General features: G+C 68.2%; 15 protein-coding genes. 9 read left to right on the top strand and 6 right to left on the bottom strand.

Translation table 11 applies throughout. The annotated features are described in order from the left end of the window. Positions 1-12: 12 nt before the first annotated feature. Positions 13-600: a hemerythrin domain-containing protein gene (locus tag QT382_RS12565; RefSeq protein WP_289254365.1), complete on the bottom strand. Its 588-nt coding sequence runs from the start codon at positions 598-600 to the stop codon at positions 13-15. A 112-nt stretch (positions 601-712) separates the two neighbouring features. On the opposite strand from QT382_RS12565, the gene tkt reads away from it, so the two are divergent. From tkt to QT382_RS12550, 3 genes are all read left to right on the top strand, one after another. Then, on the top strand, positions 713-2,770 hold the full coding sequence (gene tkt / locus QT382_RS12560) for a transketolase (RefSeq protein ID WP_289254364.1): 2,058 nt from the start codon (positions 713-715) through the stop codon (positions 2,768-2,770). A gap of 60 nt (positions 2,771-2,830) precedes the next feature. After that, positions 2,831-3,829, top strand: a complete 999-nt coding sequence (gap, locus tag QT382_RS12555; RefSeq protein WP_289254363.1) for a type I glyceraldehyde-3-phosphate dehydrogenase — start codon at positions 2,831-2,833, stop codon at positions 3,827-3,829. A gap of 150 nt (positions 3,830-3,979) precedes the next feature. Further along, the gene (locus tag QT382_RS12550; RefSeq protein ID WP_289254362.1) at positions 3,980-5,992 is read left to right on the top strand and encodes a S8 family serine peptidase; all 2,013 of its coding nucleotides are present in this window, start codon (positions 3,980-3,982) and stop codon (positions 5,990-5,992) included. A gap of 16 nt (positions 5,993-6,008) precedes the next feature. On the opposite strand, the gene QT382_RS12545 is transcribed toward QT382_RS12550, so the two are convergent. From QT382_RS12545 to QT382_RS12535, 3 genes are read right to left on the bottom strand one after another with little or no spacing between them, the layout of a single operon-like run. Then, complete coding sequence (locus tag QT382_RS12545) at positions 6,009-6,719, bottom strand: hypothetical protein (protein ID WP_289254361.1); 711 nt, start codon at positions 6,717-6,719, stop codon at positions 6,009-6,011. Continuing rightward, entirely contained in the window at positions 6,719-7,588 is an 870-nt protein-coding gene (locus QT382_RS12540; protein WP_289254360.1) for a biotin--[acetyl-CoA-carboxylase] ligase, read from the bottom strand. Before QT382_RS12540 ends, QT382_RS12545 begins: the two co-directional genes overlap by 1 nt. A 23-nt stretch (positions 7,589-7,611) precedes the next feature. Then, positions 7,612-8,085, bottom strand: a complete 474-nt coding sequence (locus QT382_RS12535) for an SET domain-containing protein (protein WP_289254359.1) — start codon at positions 8,083-8,085, stop codon at positions 7,612-7,614. 123 nt (positions 8,086-8,208) lie between these two features. Between QT382_RS12535 and QT382_RS12530 the strand changes: the two genes are divergently transcribed. The 4 genes from QT382_RS12530 (at position 8,209) to QT382_RS12515 (ending at position 15,064) form a co-directional block, all read left to right on the top strand. Further along, positions 8,209-10,821 carry a DNA topoisomerase III gene (locus QT382_RS12530; protein ID WP_289254358.1) on the top strand — a complete coding sequence of 871 codons (2,613 nt, stop codon included), beginning with the start codon at positions 8,209-8,211 and terminating at the stop codon, positions 10,819-10,821. A gap of 47 nt (positions 10,822-10,868) precedes the next feature. Continuing rightward, entirely contained in the window at positions 10,869-12,719 is a 1,851-nt protein-coding gene (locus QT382_RS12525; RefSeq protein ID WP_289254357.1) for an ATP-binding protein, read from the top strand. A gap of 10 nt (positions 12,720-12,729) precedes the next feature. Next, the gene (locus tag QT382_RS12520) at positions 12,730-13,713 is read left to right on the top strand and encodes an AEC family transporter (RefSeq protein WP_289254356.1); all 984 of its coding nucleotides are present in this window, start codon (positions 12,730-12,732) and stop codon (positions 13,711-13,713) included. Between the two features lie 67 nt (positions 13,714-13,780). After that, complete coding sequence (locus tag QT382_RS12515; protein ID WP_289254355.1) at positions 13,781-15,064, top strand: glutamate-5-semialdehyde dehydrogenase; 1,284 nt, start codon at positions 13,781-13,783, stop codon at positions 15,062-15,064. Between the two features lie 24 nt (positions 15,065-15,088). Here QT382_RS12515 and QT382_RS12510 read toward each other — a convergent pair whose 3' ends face one another. Beyond that, positions 15,089-18,214 carry a M30 family zinc metallopeptidase gene (locus tag QT382_RS12510; protein ID WP_289254354.1) on the bottom strand — a complete coding sequence of 1,042 codons (3,126 nt, stop codon included), beginning with the start codon at positions 18,212-18,214 and terminating at the stop codon, positions 15,089-15,091. 308 nt (positions 18,215-18,522) lie between these two features. Here QT382_RS12510 and queC point away from each other — a divergent pair, with 308 nt between their 5' ends. Both queC and QT382_RS12500 read left to right on the top strand, forming a co-directional pair. Next, positions 18,523-19,269: a 7-cyano-7-deazaguanine synthase QueC gene (queC, locus tag QT382_RS12505; RefSeq protein ID WP_289254353.1), complete on the top strand. Its 747-nt coding sequence runs from the start codon at positions 18,523-18,525 to the stop codon at positions 19,267-19,269. Then, complete coding sequence (locus QT382_RS12500) at positions 19,269-19,808, top strand: LemA family protein (RefSeq protein WP_289254352.1); 540 nt, start codon at positions 19,269-19,271, stop codon at positions 19,806-19,808. Before queC ends, QT382_RS12500 begins: the two co-directional genes overlap by 1 nt. A gap of 1 nt (position 19,809) precedes the next feature. Here QT382_RS12500 and QT382_RS12495 read toward each other — a convergent pair whose 3' ends face one another. Further along, positions 19,810-20,232 (bottom strand): BLUF domain-containing protein, encoded by a 423-nt coding sequence (locus tag QT382_RS12495; protein ID WP_289254351.1) that lies wholly within the window; start codon positions 20,230-20,232, stop codon positions 19,810-19,812. Positions 20,233-20,253: the final 21 nt, after the last annotated feature.

Here is a 20,253-nt window from a genome sequence, read left to right as displayed (position 1 = left end):
TGAGTCATCGCCTCACTGCAGCGGCTCGCCCAGTCCCAGCGGCGCCGGCAGCACCTGGACGATGCGTTCGAACAGCGCCTGATAGATCTGCTCCGGCGCATGACCGGTCAGCGGGTCGCGATTGGCGGCAAAGGCTTCGTCCAGGTCCTGCCAGTCGGCCGCGGTCAGCATCTTCACGGCCAGCGGCAGGATTTCGCGCTCCTCGATTTCCATGTGGCGCAGGTAGCCGTGCACATAGCGCTGAACCTGCTTTTCGAAGGCCTCGCGCTGCGGCTCGCCCAGCATCTCGAAGGCGAGCAGACCATGCTCCAGGTCGCGGATCGCGCGCTCGCCGCGGGCGTGATCGTCTTCCAGCCGGTCCAGCGTGTCGCGGATCTCCGGTGCGCGGGCACGCAGCTTGGGGAACAGCAGCTCGCTTTCCTTGGGGTGGTGCAGCTTCTCGGGAAACTCGTCCACGTAGAACAGCATGGCGCGCAGCGCCGCGAAGTCCGGCAGCGTGCCGCGCCGCCGGTGCTCGGCCAGCAGCAGGGGGATGGAGCGCAGCATCGCGGCGAGCGCCCGGTGCTCGTCGCGGATCACGCGCAGCGTCAGCGGATTCATGACTCAAGGGTGCCGGCATCGTCGTCATCAGGCTTTGCTCTGCATCAAGCCGGGGCCTCGAACCGGGGTGCCCGTAAAATGCCGGGTTTTCCCCCAACCAGCCCCGAACACCATGGCCGAGAAAGCTGCAGTCGTCCGCAATACCTCCCAGATGGCCAACGCCATCCGCGCACTGGCCATGGACGCCGTGCAGCAAGCCAATTCCGGCCACCCGGGTGCCCCCATGGGCATGGCCGAGATCTCGGTCGCGCTGTGGAGCCGCCACCTGCGTCACAACCCGGCCAATCCGCATTGGGCCGACCGCGACCGCTTCGTGCTGTCCAACGGCCATGGCTCGATGCTGATCTATGCCCTGCTGCACCTGACCGGCTACGACCTGCCGATCGGCGAGCTGAAGGGCTTCCGCACGCTGCACAGCAAGACCCCGGGCCATCCGGAAGTCGGCATCACCCCGGGCGTCGAGACCACCACCGGTCCGCTGGGCCAGGGCATCACCAATGCCGTGGGCCTGGCCCTGGCCGAGAAGCTGCTGGCCAAGGAATTCAACCGCGAAGACCACGCCATCGTCGACCATCACACCTACGCCTTCCTGGGCGACGGCTGCCTGATGGAAGGCATCAGCCACGAGGCCTGCGCCCTGGCCGGCGCCTGGAAGCTGAACAAGCTGATCGCCATCTACGACGACAACGGCATCTCCATTGATGGCCAGGTCCAGCCCTGGTTCATCGACAACACGGCCCAGCGCTTCCAGGCCTATGGCTGGAACGTGATCGGCCCGGTGGACGGCCACGACGTCAATGCCGTCGACGCTGCCATCGCCAAGGCCAAGATGAGCGAGACCAAGCCCACGCTGATCATCGCGAAGACCACCATCGGCAAGGGCAGCCCCAACCGCGCCGGCACGGCCAAGGCCCATGGCGAGGCCCTGGGCGCCGACGAGATCAAGCTGACCCGTGAGGCCCTGGGCTGGGAGCATGAGCCCTTCGTCGTGCCCGAGGCGGTGTACGACGCCTGGGATGCCAAGACCGAGGGCGCCAACCTGGAAGCCGACTGGGACACCCAGTTCGACGCCTATGCCGAGGCCTTCCCCGAGCTGGCTGCCGAGTTCCAGCGCCGCATGGCCGGCGTGCTGCCGGCCAACTTCGCGCAGACCGCTGTTGACGCCGTGGTCAAGGCCCATGGCGAAGCCCAGACCGTGGCCAGCCGCAAGGCCAGCCAGCTGGCGCTGGAAACCTTCACCGCCGCGCTGCCGGAACTGCTGGGCGGCTCGGCCGACCTGACCGGTTCCAACCTGACCAACACCAAGTCGACCCCGGCCCTGCGCTTCGAAGCCAATGGTGCCTCCAACGGCGGCCGCCACATCAACTACGGCGTGCGCGAGTTCGGCATGGCCGCCATCATGAACGGCATCGCCCTGCATGGCGGCTACATCCCCTACGGCGGCACCTTCCTGACCTTCAGCGACTACAGCCGCAACGCCATCCGCATGGCTGCGCTGATGAAGCAGCGCGTGATCCATGTGTTCACGCACGACTCCATCGGCCTGGGTGAAGACGGCCCGACCCACCAGTCGATCGAGCATGTGGCCTCGCTGCGCCTGATCCCGGGCCTGGATGTCTGGCGTCCGGCCGACACCACCGAAACCGTGGTCGCCTGGACCATGGCCATCGGCAACCCCACCCGTCCTTCGGTGCTGGCCCTGAGCCGCCAGAACCTGCCCTATGCGCCCAAGACTGCCGTGGACGAAATCGCCAAGGGCGGCTACGTGCTGGCCGAGCCGGCCGAGGTCGGCCTGAGCAAGAAGGCGCAAGCCGTCATCATCGCCACCGGCTCCGAAGTGCAGTTGGCCCTGCATGCCCAGCAGCAGCTGGCCAAGGATGGCATCGCGGTGCGTGTGGTCTCGATGCCGTCGACGACGGTGTTCGACCGCCAGGACAAGGCCTACAAGCAGGAAGTCCTGCCCGCCGGCCTGCCGCGCATCGCCGTCGAGATGGGCGTGACCGACTACTGGTGGAAGTACGGCTGCGCCGCCGTGGTCGGCATCGATACCTATGGCGAATCGGCGCCCGCGCCGGTGCTGTTCAAGCATTTCGGATTTACGCCCGAGAATGTGGCCGACACCGTTCGCGTCGCGCTGGGCGTGGCGCGCCTCGACCAGGCCAAGCGCTGAATTCCAAGGGGTGTCACTGGCGCCCCTTTTTTCTTTCCAACATCTTCTGAGGAGCTTTCAATGACGATCAAGATCGGTATCAACGGCTTCGGCCGCATCGGCCGCATGGTGTTCCGTGCCGCCATCGCCAACTTCAAGGACGTGGAAGTCGTAGCCATCAACGACCTGCTGGAGCCCGACTACCTGGCCTACATGCTCAAGTACGACAGCGTGCACGGCAAGTTCGACGGCGAAGTCTCGGTCGACGGCAATACCCTGATCGTCAACGGCCAGCGCATCCGCCTGACCGCCGTCAAGGACCCGGCCGAGCTGAAGTGGAATGAAGTCGGCGCCGACATCGTCGTCGAGGCCACCGGCCTGTTCCTGGACAAGGCCAGCGGCGAGAAGCACCTGGCCGCCGGCGCCAAGAAGGTCGTTTTCTCGGCCCCGTCCAAGGACGACACGCCGATGTTCGTCTACGGCGTCAACCACAAGACCTACGCCGGCCAGGCCATCATCTCGAACGCCTCGTGCACGACCAACTGCCTGGCCCCGCTGGCCAAGGTGCTGAACGACAAGTGGGGCATCAAGCGCGGCCTGATGACCACGGTGCACGCGGCCACCGCGACGCAGAAGACCGTCGACGGCCCGAGCAACAAGGACTGGCGCGGCGGCCGCGGCATCCTCGAGAACATCATCCCCTCGAGCACCGGCGCGGCCAAGGCCGTCGGCGTGGTGATCCCCGAGCTGAACAAGAAGCTGACCGGCATGAGCTTCCGCGTGCCGACCAGCGATGTGTCGGTCGTTGACCTGACCGTCGAGCTGAACAGCCCGGCCACCTACGCCGAAATCTGCGCCGAGATGAAGGCACAAAGCGAAGGCGCGCTCAAGGGCGTGCTCGGCTACACGACCGACAAGGTCGTCGCCACCGACTTCCGTGGCGATTCGCGCACCTCGATCTTCGACGCCGAAGCCGGCATCGCCCTGGACTCCACCTTCGTCAAGCTGGTCTCCTGGTACGACAACGAATGGGGCTATTCGAACAAGGTGCTGGAGATGGTGCGCGTTGTCGCCGCCTGATCCACGGCCACTGCCGACAGCTGAAGGGCCTCGCGCGAGCGGGGCCCTTTTTCTTTGTCGGCGGGCAGGGAAAGCCTTGACGCTTCTTCACAGTTGCCGCGACGGCCGGCTCCTACACTGGCGCCAGCAGAAGCACTTGCGAGGCTGTCGATGTTCCGTTTCTCCAGGATCTGCCGGCTGGCGGGTCTGAGCCTGGCCCTGCTGGCAACGACGAGCCAGGCCGCTCAAGAAGAAAGCAGCAATGCGCGCGTGATCGTGCGCTTCAAGGCCCAGGCGCCCAGCGTGCGCGCCAAGATCATGGCGGCCGGCACGGCAGCCGGCGAGGCGCGCCATATTGCCCAGACCCGTGCCACCGGCCTCGGCATGCGCATAGGCCGGCAGCTGGCCGCGCTGCGCAGCCTGGACGAACGCACCCATGTGATCCTGGCCGACGGCGTGGACTCGGCCACGCTGGCCCGCCGCCTGGCCCAGGACAGCGAAGTGGAACTGGTGGCCGTGGACCACCGGCGCCGCCACACGGCGACCACGCCCAATGACCCGCTCTATGCCGTCGGCAATGGCGGCCTGCCGGCGGTCGGCCAGTGGTACCTGAAGGCGCCGGCCGGCGAGGTGGTCTCCAGCATCAATGCCCCTGCCGCCTGGGACCTGACGACGGGCAAGGCCTCGGTCGTCGTGGCCGTGCTGGATACCGGCGTGCGCTACGACCATCCCGACCTGGCCGGCAAGCTGCTCCCCGGCTACGACATGGTGGGCTACAGCAGCTCCTCGACGGTTGCCCTGGCCACGGCCAACGACGGCGACCTGCACGACAGCGATGCCAGCGACCCCGGCGACTGGGTGACCCAGGCGGACATCAACAGCGGGCGGCTCGGCGCCTGCAGCAGCGACGACGTTGGCAACAGCTCCTGGCATGGCACGCGGGTCTCGGGCCTGATCGCCGCTGCCAGCAACAACGGCCTGGGCATCGCCGGGGTCAGCTGGTCCAGCCCCATCCTGCCGGTGCGGGTGCTCGGCAAGTGCGGCGGCTACGACTCCGACATCATTGCCGGCATGAAATGGGCGGTGGGCATCAGCCTGCCCGGCGTGCCGGTCAATCCGAATCCGGCACGGGTGCTCAACCTCAGCCTGGGCGGCGCCGGCAGTTGCTCGGCCGCCGACAGCACCGGCCGGCTCTACCGCGAGGTGATCAGCGACGTGACGGCCCGCAATGCCGTCGTCGTGGTCGCCGCCGGCAACACCGCGGGGCAGCCGGTCAACATTCCCGGCAACTGCCCTGGCGCGGTCGCGGTGGCCGCGCTGCGCCATGCGGGCAGCAAGGTCGGCTTCTCCAGCCTGGGTCCCGAGGTGACGATCAGCGCGCCGGGCGGCAACTGCGTCAACACCGGCGCCGGCGAGCCCTGCCTCTATCCGATGTTGAGCACCACCAACACCGGCGCGACCACGCCACGGACCGCGGAGAACGCCTACACCGACGGCGCGGCTTCGGTGGGCACCAGCTTCTCGGCACCGCTGGTCTCGGGCACCCTGGCCCTGATGATGTCCGCGCGGCCGAGCCTCACCCCAAGCGAGGCGATTGCGGCCCTGCGTGCCAGTGCGCGGCCCTTCGTCAGCACCGGTGCGACGGCCGGCACCGGCCAATGCGTGGCGCCGACCAGCAGCGACCAGCTCGAGTGCTACTGCAACACCAGCTTCTGCGGCGCCGGCATGCTGGACGCGGCCGCGGCGGTGCGGGCCGTGACCACGTCCATCAGCGTGGGCATCCAGACAAGCAGCACGCCCACGGCCGGCCAGAGCCTCGGCCTGACGGCCACCGCCAGCGGCCTGCCGACCGGCCGTGCCGTGGCCGGCTATGCCTGGGCACTGGTCGATGGCGGCGGCATCGTCACGGGTTTCAGCTCGGCCAGCAATCTGCAGACGGTGACGCTGACGCCCTCGGCGGCCGGCACTTTCGTGGTCCGGGTCACGGTGACGGACGACCAGGGCAATGTCTATCCGGCCAGTGATGCCAGCTTCGTGGTGGCGGCCGCGCCGGTGACCAGCAACCCGCCGGTCACCTCGGGTGGCGGTGGTGGCGGTGGAGGCGGTGGCACGACGAGTCCGCTGTGGCTGCTGGGCCTGGTGGCGGCGGGGCTGTTGCTCGGTCGGCGGCAAGCAGCCGCCTGAGCGTCGGCGCGGGAACTCAGCGGCTGGCGGCGCTGGCAGCACTCGCCGGGTTGCTCGCCGCGGCAGCCGCCGCCGTGGGCGTGCAAGCGATCAGGCCGGGACCGCCGAACTCGCGGGCGGCCAGCGTGCGCAGCTGGGCCTGCAGGGCGCCGTCGGCGGCCTCGAAGCGCAGCGTGCTGCTGGGTGGGGCCGCCTGCAATTGCAGGACACGCAGACCCTTGAGGGCCCGCTGCGAGAACGACTCCAGCGCGGCCTCGGCGGCCTTCTGGGTGGGATGGCGGCTCAGCAGCAGGCTGGGCTGCTCGTCCGGAAATCCGGGTAGCGGCTCGTACGCGACCTTCAGGCGCTTGTAGGTTTCTTCCTTGCGCTCGCGGAAATCCTTGGTGCCCAGCTTGATGGTCGCCACGCCCCATTGGCCCGCGGCCTCGGCCTTGCTCAGCTCGTAGCTGGCCGCGGCGATGCCGGCGCGCTCCAGCGAAGCCTGCACCCGCTGCAGCGCCTCGTCGCCTTGCACCGGGCCTATCTCCACGCAGGCGGTCAGCTGCAGCGCGGCGGCGGCCTGCGGGTTCAGCAGGTTCAGGCGCTCGGCGTTCTGGGCCCGTTGCAGCCGCTCGGGCTCGCGCTGACCGATGGCCCGAACGCCGGTGATGCCATCCAGCCAGCCCTGGGTCCAGGAAAAGAACAGTGCATTGACGACCAGCAGCAGGGCGAGGAGGGCACGCAGCATCAGTTGGGGTCCTTGGAAGACTCGGAAGGCGCAAAGCGGACCGTGACCTCGCCGCCGCTGACCACGGTGGGCGCGCCGCTGCCGGTCTGCAGCAGCAGCTCGCCCTGGGCATTGACGCCGGCACCCAGGCCTTCAAGGGTTCCGGCGGTGATCAGCTGGCCGCGCAGCAGGTCGCGGCGCTGGTAGGCAGCCAGCCAGGGCACCAGGCCCTGGGTCGCGTAGCCGGCCAGCAGCGCAATCAGCGGCCGGGCCACGAGTGCCAGGGCGCGCGGCGCGTCAACGCCAGGGTAGAGCTCGTCCAGGCTGGCATAGCCGGTGGCGAAGCCATGGCCCTCGGCCGGCTTGCCTTCGGCCAGCACGTTGAGGCCCACGCCGACGATGACCATGCGGCTGGCGCCGGCCGGCACGGTCTCGATCAGGATGCCGCCCAGCTTGCGGCCGTCCAGCCAGAGGTCGTTGGGCCACTTGAGACCCAGGTGCAGCGCGCCTTCGCGCGGCGATTCCAGCGCATCGGCGAGCACCGTGCCCACGGCCAGCGAGAGGCCGGCCGAAGCCTCCAGCGCCATGGGAATGGCCACGGAAAAGGTCAGCGAGGCGCCGGGGCTGGCCACCCAGTTGCGGCCCATGCGGCCGCGGCCCTGAGTCTGGTGCTCGGCCACCAGCAGGCAGGGCTGCAGGTCGTGGCTGCGGCGCGCCTGGCCGCGGTTGCCCTGTTCTTCCTGGCTGTGGCGCAGCCGCTCCAGCAGTTCGGTGTTGGTCGAGCCGCAACGGGCCAGCACTTCGATGGACAGGCCGGGCAGCAGCGGTTCCAGTTCCTGCCAGAGCGCCTCGGCGCCCCAGTTCAGGTGTCCGTTCGAAGGATTGTTCATGGCTTGGGCCTTGCAGAGGGCGCTCAGCGCTTGGGCGCCAGCATCGTGCCACGGCAAACCGGGCTGCCGCAATGGCAGGCGAACTGCTTCTTCAGCTTGGGCGTATAGCGCTCATCGATCACGAGGCCATAGTCGTAGAACAGCTCCTCGCCCGGCAGGATGTCGCGCAGCGCCTTGATGAAGACCCGGCCCTCCGGCGTCTCCTCGGCTTCGCAGTTGGGGTCGCAGCTGTGGTTGATCCAGCGCGAGCTGTTGCCACCGTGCAGGGCGTCGATGACGTTGCCGCCCTCGATGTGGAAGTAGAAGGTATGGTCCGGCTGCTTGGGATCGTGCGGATGGCGGCGCAAGGCCTCGGGCCAGTCGATCAGTTCGCCGGTGTACTCGATGATGCGGTCGCCGGCCTCGATGTCGAGCGCTGCGTAGACGCCGCGGCCGTGGACTCCCGATTGCCGGACCTGGATGCGTCGGCTGGAATTCTTGGCGGCGGCTTGCGTCATCGAGTCTTGTGGTTACATTGAATTCATGGGTGTGCGTGCGCGTGGGCGCGCGTACGCGAGGCCGGATTGTAGGCAGGCCCTGGTGCCGACCCCGGCGCCTGTTGTAGAAGAAATGAAAGACAGATGAGCAAGTCCCTGATCATTGCCGAGAAGCCCAGCGTGGCCCAGGACCTGGTGCGCGCGCTGACCGCGAGCTCGGGCAAGTTCGAGAAACACGACGAGTACTTCGAGAACGACAGCTATGTGGTCAGCTCGGCCGTGGGTCACCTGGTCGAGATCAAGGCGCCGGAGGAATTCGACGTCAAGCGCGGCAAGTGGAGCTTTGCCCACCTGCCGGTGATCCCGCCGCATTTCGACCTGAACCCGATAGACAAGAGCAAGGGCCGGCTCAATGCCCTGGTCAAGCTGATCAAGCGCAAGGACGTCACGAACCTTATCAATGCCTGTGACGCGGGCCGCGAGGGTGAGCTGATCTTCCGCCTGATTCTTCAATATGCGCAGCCCGCCAAGGGCAAGCTGGACAAGCCGGTGCAGCGCCTGTGGCTGCAGAGCATGACGCCGGCCGCGATCCGCGAGGGCTTCGACAAGCTGCGCAGCGATGCGCAGATGCTGCCGCTGGCCGATGCCGCGCGTTGCCGCTCCGAGGCCGACTGGCTGGTGGGCATCAACGGCACGCGGGCCATGACCGCCTTCAACTCGCGCGACGGCGGCTTCTTCCTGACCACCGTGGGCCGGGTGCAGACGCCGACGCTGTCCATCGTGGTGGAGCGCGAAGAGAAGATCCGCAAGCATGTGTACCGCGACTACTGGGAGGTGCGCGGCACCTTTGACGCCGAAGCCGGCCAGTACGAGGGCAAGTGGTTCGACCCGTCCTGGAAAAAGGACGAGAACGATGCCGAGCGCAAGGCTGACCGCCTCTGGACCCGCGCCGAGGCCGACGCCATCGCTGCCGCGGTCAAGGCCCAGCCGGCCACGGTCACCGAGGAAAGCAAGCCCAGCACGCAGGCCAGCCCCGGCCTCTACGACCTGACCACGCTGCAGCGCGAGGCCAACTCGCGCTTCGGTTTCTCGGCCAAGACCACGCTGTCGCTGGCCCAGGCGCTGTACGAGAAGCACAAGGCCCTGACCTACCCGCGTACCGACTCGCGCTACCTGCCCGAGGACTACCTGGCCGTGGCCCAGCAGACGGCCCAGATGCTGGCCGACGAGGGCGGCCCGCTGGCGGTCCATGCCAAGCTGGCGCTGAAGTCCGGCTACATCAAGCCGACCAAGAAGGTGTTCGACAACGCCAAGGTCTCGGACCACTTCGCCATCATCCCGACCCTGCAGTCGCCCAAGGGCCTGACCGAGATCGAGGCCAAGCTCTACGACCTGGTGGTCAAGCGCTTCCTGGCCGTGTTCTTCCCGCCGGCCGAGTTCCAGGTCACGACCCGCATCTCCACCGTCAAGGCCAGTGGCAAGGAATTCAAGTTCCAGACCAACGGCAAGGTGCTGGTCAAGCCGGGCTGGCAGGCGATCTACGGCAAGGAAGCCGAGGACGAGAACAGCGTAGAGGGCGGCAGCGGTGCCAGCCTGGTGCCGGTCAAGGCCGGCGAGGTGGTGCGGACCGAGAGCGTGGACGTCAAGGGCCTGCAGACCAAGCCGCCGGCCCGCTACAGCGAAGCCACGCTGCTGTCGGCGATGGAAGGCGCGGGCAAGCTGGTCGAGGACGACGAGCTGCGCGAGGCCATGGCCGAGAAGGGCCTGGGAACGCCGGCCACGCGGGCCGCCATCATCGAAGGCCTGCTGACCGAGAAATACATGCTGCGCGAAGGCCGCGAGCTGATCCCCACGGCCAAGGCCTTCCAGCTGATGACGCTCTTGCGCGGCCTGGGCGTGGACGAGCTGACCAAGCCCGAGCTGACCGGCAACTGGGAATACCAGCTGGCCGAGATGGAGAAGGGCCGCCTCAAGCGCGACGCCTTCATGGCCGAGATCGCGGCCATGACCGAGAAGGTGGTGCGCAAGGCCAAGGAATACGACCGCGACACCATCCCCGGCGACTACGCCACCTTGAAGACGGCCTGCCCCAAGTGCGGTGGTGTGGTGAAGGAGAACTACCGCCGCTTCACCTGCACCGGCAAATCCGGCGACGCCGAGGGCTGCGGCTTCTCCATCGGCAAGATCCCCGGCGGCCGCAGCTTCGAGCTGCACGAGGTGGAGCAGTTCCTTCGCGACAAAAAGATCGGCCCGCTGGAGGGCTTCCGCTCCAAGGCCGGCTGGCCTTTCACGGCCGAGCTGGCCCTGGTCTACGACGAGGAGATCGCCAACTGGAAGCTGGAGTTCGATTTCGGCGAGGACGCCAAGAAGGCCGAGGGTGACGGCGAGCCGGTGGACTTCAGCGGCCAGAGCTCGCTGGGCGCCTGCCCCAAGTGCCAGGGCCAGGTCTATGAGCACGGCAGCAACTATGTCTGCGAGCACTCGGTCGGGGCCAAGGTCAGCTGCGACTTCAAGAGCGGCAAGATCATTCTTCAGCAGCCGATCGAGACCGCCCAGGTGCACAAGCTGCTGAGCGAGGGCAAGACCGACCTGCTGGAGAACTTCGTGTCCAACAAGACGCGCCGCAAGTTCAAGGCCTTCCTGGTCTGGGACAAGAAGGCCGGCAAGGTGGGCTTCGAGTTCGAGCCTCGTGCCGCCAAGACGGCGGCCAAGGCGGCGCCGGCCAAGAAGGCCGCCGCCAAGAAGGCAAGCAAGTAGGGCGGCGGGCCCGCACAATGCCCGCCAAAGAGTTCAGGGAGTAGCGTTTGAGCCTGGCATCCAAGAGCAGTAGCCTGCAGACGAGACTGACCGCCGCCATCGCCGTGGCCGCCGCGGTGCTGGTGACGGCCCTGGGCTGGTACTGGACCGAACGCGAGGAGCGCGAACTCACGCAGGCGCTGCAGCGCCGCCAGGCCCGCATGGCCGAACTGGCGGCCCGCGGCTTCGCCGGGCCGATCTGGAACCTGGACACTGGCGCCATCGCCAATCTGCTCGACGCCGTGATGGCCGAGCCCGAGGTCCATGCCATCGAGCTGAATGCGGTCGGTGTCGATGCCGAGCCGACCAAGCGCACGCGCAGCCAGGAGGCGGTGCGGCCGCTGACGGTGGAGTTCGACATCGTCCACCAGGCCGCGCCCCAGGCTCCAGCCGCCAAGGTCGGCAGCGGCAAGCTGGTCTACACGCGCCAGTACGTGGGCGAGGCCGTGGCGCAGTCGCGGCGCTTCGTCGGCACGCTGCTGGCGGCCGTGCTGCTGGCGGTCACGGCCACCAGCGCCTGGCTGATACGCCGCCTGGTCAAGCTGCCGGTCTCGCGCCTGGGTGCGGTGGCCCAGCGCGTGGCCGACGGCGAGCTGGGCGTCACCACACCGGTCGAGCGGCGCGACGAGATAGGCGTGCTGACCGAACAGTTCAACGCCATGAGCCTGCAGCTGCAGCGCTCGGCCGAGGTGCTGCGCGCCAGCGAAGAGCGCTACCGCAGCCTGTTCGAGAACGCCACCATGGGCATCTTCCAGTGCGATGCTCGCGGCCGCCTTCTGCGGCTCAATCGCGCCCTGGCGCAGATGCTGGGCTATGCCCGGCCCGAGCAGGTGCTGGTCCATGGTCACAGCCTGCGCCGCCTGGCCCGCATCGAGCCGCCCGAGTACCGCCGCCTCGGGGCCGCCCTGCAGCGCCACCGGGTGCTGACCCAGGTCCCGCTGCTGATCACCACGCATGATGGTCAGCAACGCTGGGTCGAGCTCAGTGCCAACATCGTGCCCGACGCCGCCGGCCCGCGCATCGAGGGCATGCTCAGCGACATCAGCGAACGCCGTGCCGCCGAACAGGAGCTGACCCGCCACCGCGACCACCTGGAAGAACTGGTGGCCGAGCGCACCGCCGAGCTGAGCCAGGCCAAGCTGCGCGCCGAAGCGGCCAGCCAGAGCAAGAGCCGCTTCCTGGCCACGATGAGCCATGAGTTCCGCACGCCGCTGAACGCCATCCTCGGCTTCTCGCAGCTGTTGCAGATGGATGCCAGCCTCAATGCCGGCCAGGTCGGCAAGATCAACCTGATCCGCGATTCGGGCGAGCATCTCCTGAGCCTGATCAGCGACGTGCTGGACATGGCCAGCATCGAGGCCGGCCGCGTGCGCCTGCAAAGCGAGGCCCTGGATCTGCGCGCGCTGATGGAAGTGGCCTGCGACGCGGTGCGCGTGCGGGCCGACGAGAAGCAGCTGGGCCTGAAGCTGGACCTGCATGCCGAGCTGCCCAGCCGGGTGCGCGCCGATGGCCAGCGCCTGCGCCAGGTGCTGCTGAACCTGCTGTCCAACGGTGTCAAGTTCAGCGATGCCGGCGAGGTGCGCCTGGCCTGCGAGCCGCTGTGGCAGGGCGAGGGCCGGGTGCGGCTGCGCTTCGAGGTCAGCGACACCGGCATTGGCATTCCGCCGGCCGAGCTGGAGCGGCTGTTCAAGCCCTTCGAACAGGTCTCCGACCTCAGCCGCCGTCTGGGCGGCACCGGTCTGGGTCTGTCGATCAGCCAGCAGCTGGTGCGCCTGATGGGCGGCCAGATCGCTGTGCAGAGCGAGCCCGGCCGGGGCAGCTGCTTCTCCTTCGAGCTGGAAGTGCCGGTCGCCGCCTGAGGCAGTCTCGATGTCCTGGCTGGTGTTCTACAAGCTGCTGGCCATCTTCGTGGCCGTGGCCATAGGCTGGTTCGTGGGCCGCATGCGCTGGCTGGGCGAGGCCGACGCCGGCGGCAGCGGCGGCGATCCGGCCCGGGTGCTGTCCAACGCGGCCTTCTACATCTTTGTTCCGGCCCTGCTGTTCCGCACCACGGCGCGGGTCGACCTGGCCCACCTGCCCTGGGGCACGCTGCTGGCCTTCTTCATCCCGGTGCTGGGCCTGATGCTGGCGGTCTACACGGTCCAGCGCTGGCGCGGCCGGGGCACGGCGGCCACGCCTTCTACCCAGGCCATCACCACGGTGTTCGGCAACACCTTGCAGATCGGCGTTCCGGTGGCGGCCGGCATGTTCGGCGAGGCCGGCCTGGCCATCCACATCACCGTGGTCAGCCTGCATGCGCTGACGCTCTTGACCGTGCTGACCCTGCTGGTCGAACTGGACCTGGCGCGCGAGCGCTCGCGCGATGCACCGGCCGGCCTGGGCGCCACCCTGGTGACCACGCTGAAGAACACGGTCATCCATCCGGTCGTGCTGCCGGTGGTGGCCGGCCTGGTCTTCAATGCCCTGGGCCTGAAGCTGCCGGCGGTGCTGGACGAAGTGCTTTCCATGCTGGGCACGGCGGTGGTGCCGCTGTGCCTGACGCTGATTGGCATGTCGCTGGCCTATTACGGTTGGCCGGCGGGTTGGCGCGGCATGGTCGGCCTGGTGATGCTCAAGCTGCTGTTGCTGCCGGCCCTGGTGCTGGGCCTGGCGCGCTGGGGCTTCGGCCTGAGCGGCCAGCCGCTGGCCGTGGTGGTGATGCTGGGTGCTCTGCCGGTGGGCTCGAACGCGCTGATCTTCGCGCAGCGCTACCGCACGCAGGAGGGCGAGACCACGGCCGCCATCGTGCTCTCCACCGTGCTGTACGTGCTGACGGCGCCGCTCTGGCTGGCCCTGCTGGCGGCGCTGGGCTGAAGCAGGAGAAGCCCCGGTTCGGCCCTGCCGAAGCCCTGCCGGAGGACCCTCGGTGACAATCGCCGGCATGAGCCGTACGCCTGCTGACGACATCGCTGCCTACATGGATCGCCTGGGGGCCGCCGCCCGGGCTGCCGCCACGCAGATGGCCGCCGCCTCGACGGCTGGCAAGAACCAGGCCCTGCTGGCCCTGGCCCGCCGCCTGCGCGAGTCCGGAGCGCAGCTGGCCGAGGCCAATGCCAGGGACCTGCAAGCCGCCGCGGGCCTGGACGCACCGCTGCGCGACCGTCTCAGGCTCGATGCCAAGACCCTGGCCACGGTGGCCGAGGGCTGCGAGCAGATCGCCGCCATGCCGGATCCGGTCGGCGAGATCACCGGCGTCAAGCGTCGGCCCTCGGGCATCTCGGTCGGCCAGATGCGCGTGCCCCTGGGCGTGTTCGGCATGATCTACGAGAGCCGGCCCAACGTGACCATCGAGGCGGCCTCGCTGGCAATCAAGAGCGGCAATGCCTGCATCCTGCGCGGCGGCTCCGAGGCCATCCATTCGAACCGGGCGTTGGCCCAGTTGGTCGGCGATGCCTTGCATGAAGCCGGCTTGCCGCGCGAGGCCGTGCAATTGGTGGCGACCACGGACCGCGCCGCCGTCGGCCGCTTGATCGCCATGCCCCAGTTCGTCGATGTGATCATTCCGCGCGGCGGCAAGGGCCTGATCGAGCGCATCAGCGCCGAGGCCAGGGTGCCGGTGATCAAGCACCTGGACGGCAATTGCCACAGCTATGTGGACGCCGAGGTCGACCTGGACCTGGCGGTCCAGGTGGTGGACAACGCCAAGACCCAGAAATACAGCCCCTGCAATGCGACCGAGTCTCTGCTGGTGCATGCGGCCCAGGCGGCGGCCTTCCTGCCGCGAATCGGCGCGGTGTTTGCGGCCAAGGGCGTGGAGATGCGCGGCTGCCCGCGCACGCTGGCCCTGCTCGGTCCCTTGCAAGGCGCCCGGCTGGCGCCGGCCACCGAGGCCGACTGGGACACGGAATACCTGGCGCCCATCATCAGCATCAAGCTGGTGGACTCGCTGGACGAGGCCATTGCCCACATCAACCGCCATGGCTCGCACCACACGGATGCGATCCTGACCACCAATCACCCCAACGCGATGCGCTTTCTGCGCGAGGTCGATTCGGCCAGCGTGATGGTCAACGCCAGCACCCGTTTCGCCGATGGCTTCGAATACGGCCTGGGTGCCGAGATCGGCATCTCCACCGACAAGTTCCACGCCCGCGGCCCGGTCGGCCTGGAAGGCCTGACTTCGATGAAGTGGGTAGTGCTGGGGCAGGGCGAGGTCAGGGCTTGAAACCTGCGCCCGGCCCGCGGCGCATCACCTGATCACGATCTGCAGCACATGCCCCGGGGGCACCATGATGCCCTTGCGGCGGTAGCGGCCGCCGGCGGCCTCGGTCGTGCTCTCCCATTGGTAGACATGGCTGCCGGCATTCAGCTGCCAGGGCGGCAGCAATTGCTCGCGCAGGCTGATCCCCAGCGTCTTGAGATCGATGGCCGGCAGATCCACTTCGCTGCCGACATAGGCCGGCATGCCCAGGCCGGCGCCGTCGGCCGGGTTGAACGGTCCGATCAGGCTGGCATTCATGGCGCCATAGTGGTCTGACAGGCTGGTGCCGGAGAGCAGGAACACCTGATCGTCCAGGCAGCGCAGGCTGCCCTGGGTCTGGCCCTCGTCGGGGCAGTTGAAGGTCAGGCCTCTCAGCAGGCCGGCGCCCAGACGCCGGTCCAGATAGCCGGCGAGGCTGCCACCGATGCTGTAGTCCGCACCGCCACCACCGAGGTAGGTTCCTGGCACGACATAGGACTGGTAGTTGGCCATGCGCATGGCCAGGGCGGCATAGCGGCTGCCGTCGGCCTTGGTGATCAGGGCCGAGGACACCAGGTCCTCGGCCATCATGGCCGTGGTCTCCTCCAGCCAGGACTCGTGCCGCTCCCAGCCGTTGAGGATCCAGCGCTGGTAGTTGTTGATCTGGTGCATGAACTCATGAATCAGCGAAGACTTGATGAAGTTCAGGTCGGACTTCAGGAAGCGGGCGTTGACCACCATCAGCACCGCCTCGTTGCTGGTGGGCCAGAAGTCCTTGCGGGCCAGGTCGCCGCTGTAGACATAGGCGCCCCAATAGCTATTGGGACCCGGATCGGCCAGCAGGATCTGCACCGGCTGCAGGGCCGCGTCGCTGATGATGTCCACGCGCTCATGCAGGCCGAAGACTTCCGCGCCCAGCAGTTGCTGCAGTTTCTGGAATCCCCCTTGCTCGCCACAGACCATGGGCAGCAGGTCCCGCTCGATCTGGCCGGTGTCCATCAACTCGTTGCTGTGGACCTGCTCATCGAGCCAGAACAGGATTTGTCGCCCGCCGGTCAGGCCGCAGCTGGCCGCCAGGCGGCTCTTGTAGACGCCGGTGGCGCCGAGGTTCTGCCAGTCGCGGCTGCTGCCGATCGCGGGAACTGGCAGTGCCTGCCGCGCAACCGCACTCTGGATGGTGCGCCGGCCGGTTCTGGCCTGCGCCTTGCTGGCGGACCCCGGCAAGGCCAGCGCCACGGCGCGATCCAGGGCCCGGTGGGCGGCATGGGCTTCATCGCGCTTGAGCAGGGACGAGTTCAGCGACAAGGTCCGGTCGGCCTGGTAGGTCTGGGCCTGGGCCTGGGCCGCGGGCATGGGCCGCGGCGCCACGCCCTCGGATTGGCCCAACTCGGCCCTGCCACCGCTCAGAGCACTGGCATTGCTCAGGCTGACCAGGACCTCGCGTCCCGCCGGCACACCGGCGATGTCGATGTTGGCCACCTGTGGATGCGGCTGCTCGTTGACCAGCAGCCAGCGGCCCAGGCCCTTGCCGGCGTAGCTGTCGGCCGCCAGGGCCGGGCAGGGCTCTTCCTTGCAAGGCGCCGGTGGGATGTTGCTCAGGCGGCTGGCGACCACGGTGACAGAAAAGGTCTGGCGGGCAATGCGCTGCGTGACGGTATCCCTGGCCACGACCTGGGCCTGGTAGACCCCGGGGTAGGCATAGCGATGCGTCACCGAGTCGCCGGTCGTGCTGGTGCCGTCGCCGAACTTCCACTCGTGCACGATCTCGTGGCCGACGTAGGAGGTGGATTCGGCCCGCAGCTGAATCTCTTCGCCAGGCACCAAGGGGCTGAGCGTGGCCACCAGCTTGGGCGGGTACAGCATCGCCTGATCGGCCGAGATGGCGCGAACCGTGACGGTGGCGAAGTCCGGCGCGTCATCGAAGCTCAGCGAGATCACATAGTCGCCCGGGCGATCCGGCGTCAGCTTGGCGACCGGGTCTCCCCATGGGCCCGCATCGATCACGGCACTGCTGCCCTTGGGCGCCTGGACCAGGGTCCAGATATGGCGCGTACCGATGATGGGCTGGCCATCAATGCCTCGATTGCCACTCGCGTCCAGGGTCACCAACTGGCCCACGTTGACCGTGCCGGGCGCCTGGATACTGCCGACCGCCTTGTTGGCGACGACCTGGAGACCCACCATCGCGCCGCTGACCTGCAGGTCGGAGCTGGTCGGCGTCAGCTCGATCAGGTAGTAGCCAACGACGTCCGGGGTCAGGACCACCGTCGGACCGTTGCCTATGTGCCGGCTGAGGCGGCTGTCCGGCGGTGAGGACACCAGCGTCCACCGGTAGTCCAGCTTGGCGCCCTCGAGCGAACCCAAGGCACGGGTCGTCAGAGTCACCGGCTGGCCCACGACCTTGTTGCAACCCATGACCTGGCCGCAAACGTAGGTGGGGTAGATCGTCACACTGGGCGCTGCCGTGGCCGAGAGTGTCCTGATGCTGCGGCTGACCGTGCCACCTTGATGCGCCTCGACCTGGACCTGGTATTGGCCGGCCACATCGGCGTTCAGGCTGACTTCCTGTCCCCAGCTGCCGCTGAGCTGGGCCCGGCTGCCGCTCGGTCCCTGCAGCAGGGTCCAGCGGTAGGAGGTCAGTCCTTCGCCAGTGGCCGTGGTCGGCACAGCCTGCAGCAGGGTCGACTGGCCCAGTTGCAGGCGGTCGGCCGAGGCCGAGGTCTGTATCAGCGGCCCGTTCACCGCTTCCACCACGGCTTGCCGCTGCACGCTTTGGCCGTCGGCGCTGGTGACGGTCCACTGCACGACGTAGCGACCGGCGAGATCGGTGCGGAGCAGCTGGCTGCTGCTTTGGGTCTGGCCCAGGGCCGCCTGGCTGCCCGAGGGCCGCTCCAGCAGCAGCCACTCCATCTTGTCGGGGAGGGCGCTGTCCGTTGCCAGGCTGCCCGAGAGCTGCAGGCTCTCTCCGGGGCGAACCTGGGCGGGGGCGTTCAGCTGGATGGAAAGCAGCTTCTTCGGTGCTTGAGCCGGGCCGGGCTGATCGCCCCCGGCGCCGCCGCCGCACGCTGAAAGCAATGCAACGGACAAAAGGCCGACCCATAGCCAGCGCTGCGCGCTGGTCGCTTGTCTCAGCATGAAGCTACTCCCTGCCGCCCTGGATGGTCTTGTTGCGCAGCCGCCCGGTCTGGCCAGGGGCGCCGCCCCCGCAGGTGCGGCGCGGTGGGCGCTGAGATTGTCTGGGTGACCCGCCCAACCGGTGGGGCGGCCAGGATCGGTGTTTTCCCTTTGGATGTGCGACTGGCGATGCAAGCCGCTCCGCTGGCCGCCGATGCGACTGTTGTTTCGTTCTCATCGGAATTCCGCTGCCCGGGCGCAGCGGCCCCTAACATTCGGTCCTGGCAGCGATGAGCCTGCCCTTGATCCCGCATCCGTAGTCCTTCTGCATGAGCACCCTTCCCAACCACACGCCCCCGCAAGCCAACCGCGGCCGCAAGGCCCTAGTGCTGTTCTCCGGCGGCCAGGACTCCAGCACCTGCCTGGCCTGGGCGCTGGAGCGCTATGCCGAGGTCGAGACCCTGGGCTTCGACTATGGCCAGCGCCATGCTGTCGAGCTGCTGTGCCGGCGCGAGGTGCTGCACGAGCTGCGCAGCCGCTTTCCGCAATGGGCGCCCAAGCTGGGCGAGGACCATGTGCTGGACCTGTCGCTGCTGGGCCAGATCTCGGAGACCGCGCTGACCGCCGAGCGCGAGATCGAGATGCAGGCCAACGGCCTGCCCAATACCTTCGTGCCGGGCCGCAACCTGCTGTTCCTCACCTTCGCCGCCACGCTGGCCTACCGGCGCGGCGCCTCGGTGCTGGTGGGCGGCATGTGCGAGACCGACTACTCGGGCTATCCGGACTGCCGCGACAACACGCTCAAGGCCTTGCAGGTGGCACTGAGCCTGGGCCTGGATCAGCCCATGACGCTGGAGACGCCGCTGATGTTCATCACCAAGGCCGAGACCTGGGCCTTGTCGGAACAGCTGGGCGGCGCGGCCTTGAACGAGCTGATCGTCGAGCACACCCACACCTGCTACCTGGGTGAGCGCAAGACCCGCCATGCCTGGGGCTACGGCTGCGGCCAATGCCCCGCCTGCGAGTTACGGGCGCGCGGCCATGCCGAGTTCCTGGCGGCGCGGGGCGGCAACTGATGTTCGGCTACGTCGTCTGGTTGCTGCTGGCCCTGCTGGTGTTCTGGGCCATCGGGGCCTACAACCGGCTGATGCGGCTGCGCGGGGCCATCGCCAAGGCCTTCGCGGCGCTGGACGAGCATCTGACCCGGCGCGCCGCGATCTGCGACCAGCTCTGCGAGCTGATGCGGCCGCTGCTGCCGACCGAGCAGTCGACCTTCGACACCCTGGCCGCGGCCCAGTCCGAGGCGCAGCTGCTGGCCGCCCAGGTGCGGGCCAAGCCCTATGCGGCCGACCCGGTGGCCAGCCTGGCGGTGGCGGCCGCCGTCCATGCCGCTGCGCTGACGCGGCTGAAGTCGCTGCTGGAGCACCATGCCGAACTGCGCGAGCATGCCGAGCTCTACGGCCTGCAGGACGAGCTCAAGATGGTCGAGCGCCAGCGCGACTTCAACCGCCAGGTCTTCAACCAGGCGGTCAAGCAGTACAACGAGGCGGTGCGCGAATTCCCGACGCGCCTGCTGACAGGCTTCTACGGATTCACCGAAGCCCGCTCGCTATGACTCAGCTGCAGACGATGGCGCCGGTGCTGACGAGCTCGTGGAAGAGCGCCATCAGCGCCTTGCCGCTGGTCGCGTAGGGATCCAGCTTCGTGGTCGCGCAGTACTTGAGCACCAGGGCCGGGTTCAGCCTCTGCAGGTTGACCGAGCCCATGGTCCAGCCGGCGAAATGGCGCTCGGCGATTTCCTCGTAGCTCAAGAGGATCACGTCCTTGTGGCGGGCGTCGGCCACGATGTGCTTGTAGCGGGCGTTGACCGCCTCGCGGCCGCCCTCCAGCACCTGGATGAAGATGCCGTCGCTGTAGCAGAGCAGGCCGGTCAGGCCCTCGGCCGGGTTGTGTTCGCGCGACTGCTTGAGGATGGAGGCCAGTTCGGCCTCGCCCATGGGCGTGGCGGCGCGGCTGGCGTAGAGAAGGCGGACGAGCATGGCGGTGGCGCTCCGATGACG

The organism is Pelomonas sp. SE-A7, from assembly GCF_030345705.1.
In the GTDB taxonomy this organism is placed as follows: domain Bacteria; phylum Pseudomonadota; class Gammaproteobacteria; order Burkholderiales; family Burkholderiaceae_C; genus JAUASW01.
The sequence above is the reverse complement of the archived record's forward strand: the minus strand, read 5'-3'. Positions and strand labels throughout refer to the sequence as shown.

Excerpts from the sequence above, each read along its gene's own strand:
- gap (WP_289254363.1), top strand. The coding sequence starts at position 2,831 with ATGACGATCAAGATCGGTATCAACGGCTTCGGCCGCATCGGCCGCATG.
- QT382_RS12545 (WP_289254361.1), bottom strand. The coding sequence starts at position 6,719 with ATGCTGCGTGCCCTCCTCGCCCTGCTGCTGGTCGTCAATGCACTGTTC.
- QT382_RS12515 (WP_289254355.1), top strand. The coding sequence starts at position 13,781 with ATGAGCCGTACGCCTGCTGACGACATCGCTGCCTACATGGATCGCCTG.
- QT382_RS12540 (WP_289254360.1), bottom strand. The coding sequence starts at position 7,588 with ATGAACAATCCTTCGAACGGACACCTGAACTGGGGCGCCGAGGCGCTC.
- QT382_RS12495 (WP_289254351.1), bottom strand. The coding sequence starts at position 20,232 with ATGCTCGTCCGCCTTCTCTACGCCAGCCGCGCCGCCACGCCCATGGGC.
- QT382_RS12510 (WP_289254354.1), bottom strand. The coding sequence starts at position 18,214 with ATGCTGAGACAAGCGACCAGCGCGCAGCGCTGGCTATGGGTCGGCCTT.
- QT382_RS12520 (WP_289254356.1), top strand. The coding sequence starts at position 12,730 with ATGTCCTGGCTGGTGTTCTACAAGCTGCTGGCCATCTTCGTGGCCGTG.
- QT382_RS12530 (WP_289254358.1), top strand. The coding sequence starts at position 8,209 with ATGAGCAAGTCCCTGATCATTGCCGAGAAGCCCAGCGTGGCCCAGGAC.
- QT382_RS12565 (WP_289254365.1), bottom strand. The coding sequence starts at position 600 with ATGAATCCGCTGACGCTGCGCGTGATCCGCGACGAGCACCGGGCGCTC.
- QT382_RS12500 (WP_289254352.1), top strand. The coding sequence starts at position 19,269 with ATGTTCGGCTACGTCGTCTGGTTGCTGCTGGCCCTGCTGGTGTTCTGG.
- QT382_RS12535 (WP_289254359.1), bottom strand. The coding sequence starts at position 8,085 with ATGACGCAAGCCGCCGCCAAGAATTCCAGCCGACGCATCCAGGTCCGG.
- queC (WP_289254353.1), top strand. The coding sequence starts at position 18,523 with ATGAGCACCCTTCCCAACCACACGCCCCCGCAAGCCAACCGCGGCCGC.
- QT382_RS12550 (WP_289254362.1), top strand. The coding sequence starts at position 3,980 with ATGTTCCGTTTCTCCAGGATCTGCCGGCTGGCGGGTCTGAGCCTGGCC.
- tkt (WP_289254364.1), top strand. The coding sequence starts at position 713 with ATGGCCGAGAAAGCTGCAGTCGTCCGCAATACCTCCCAGATGGCCAAC.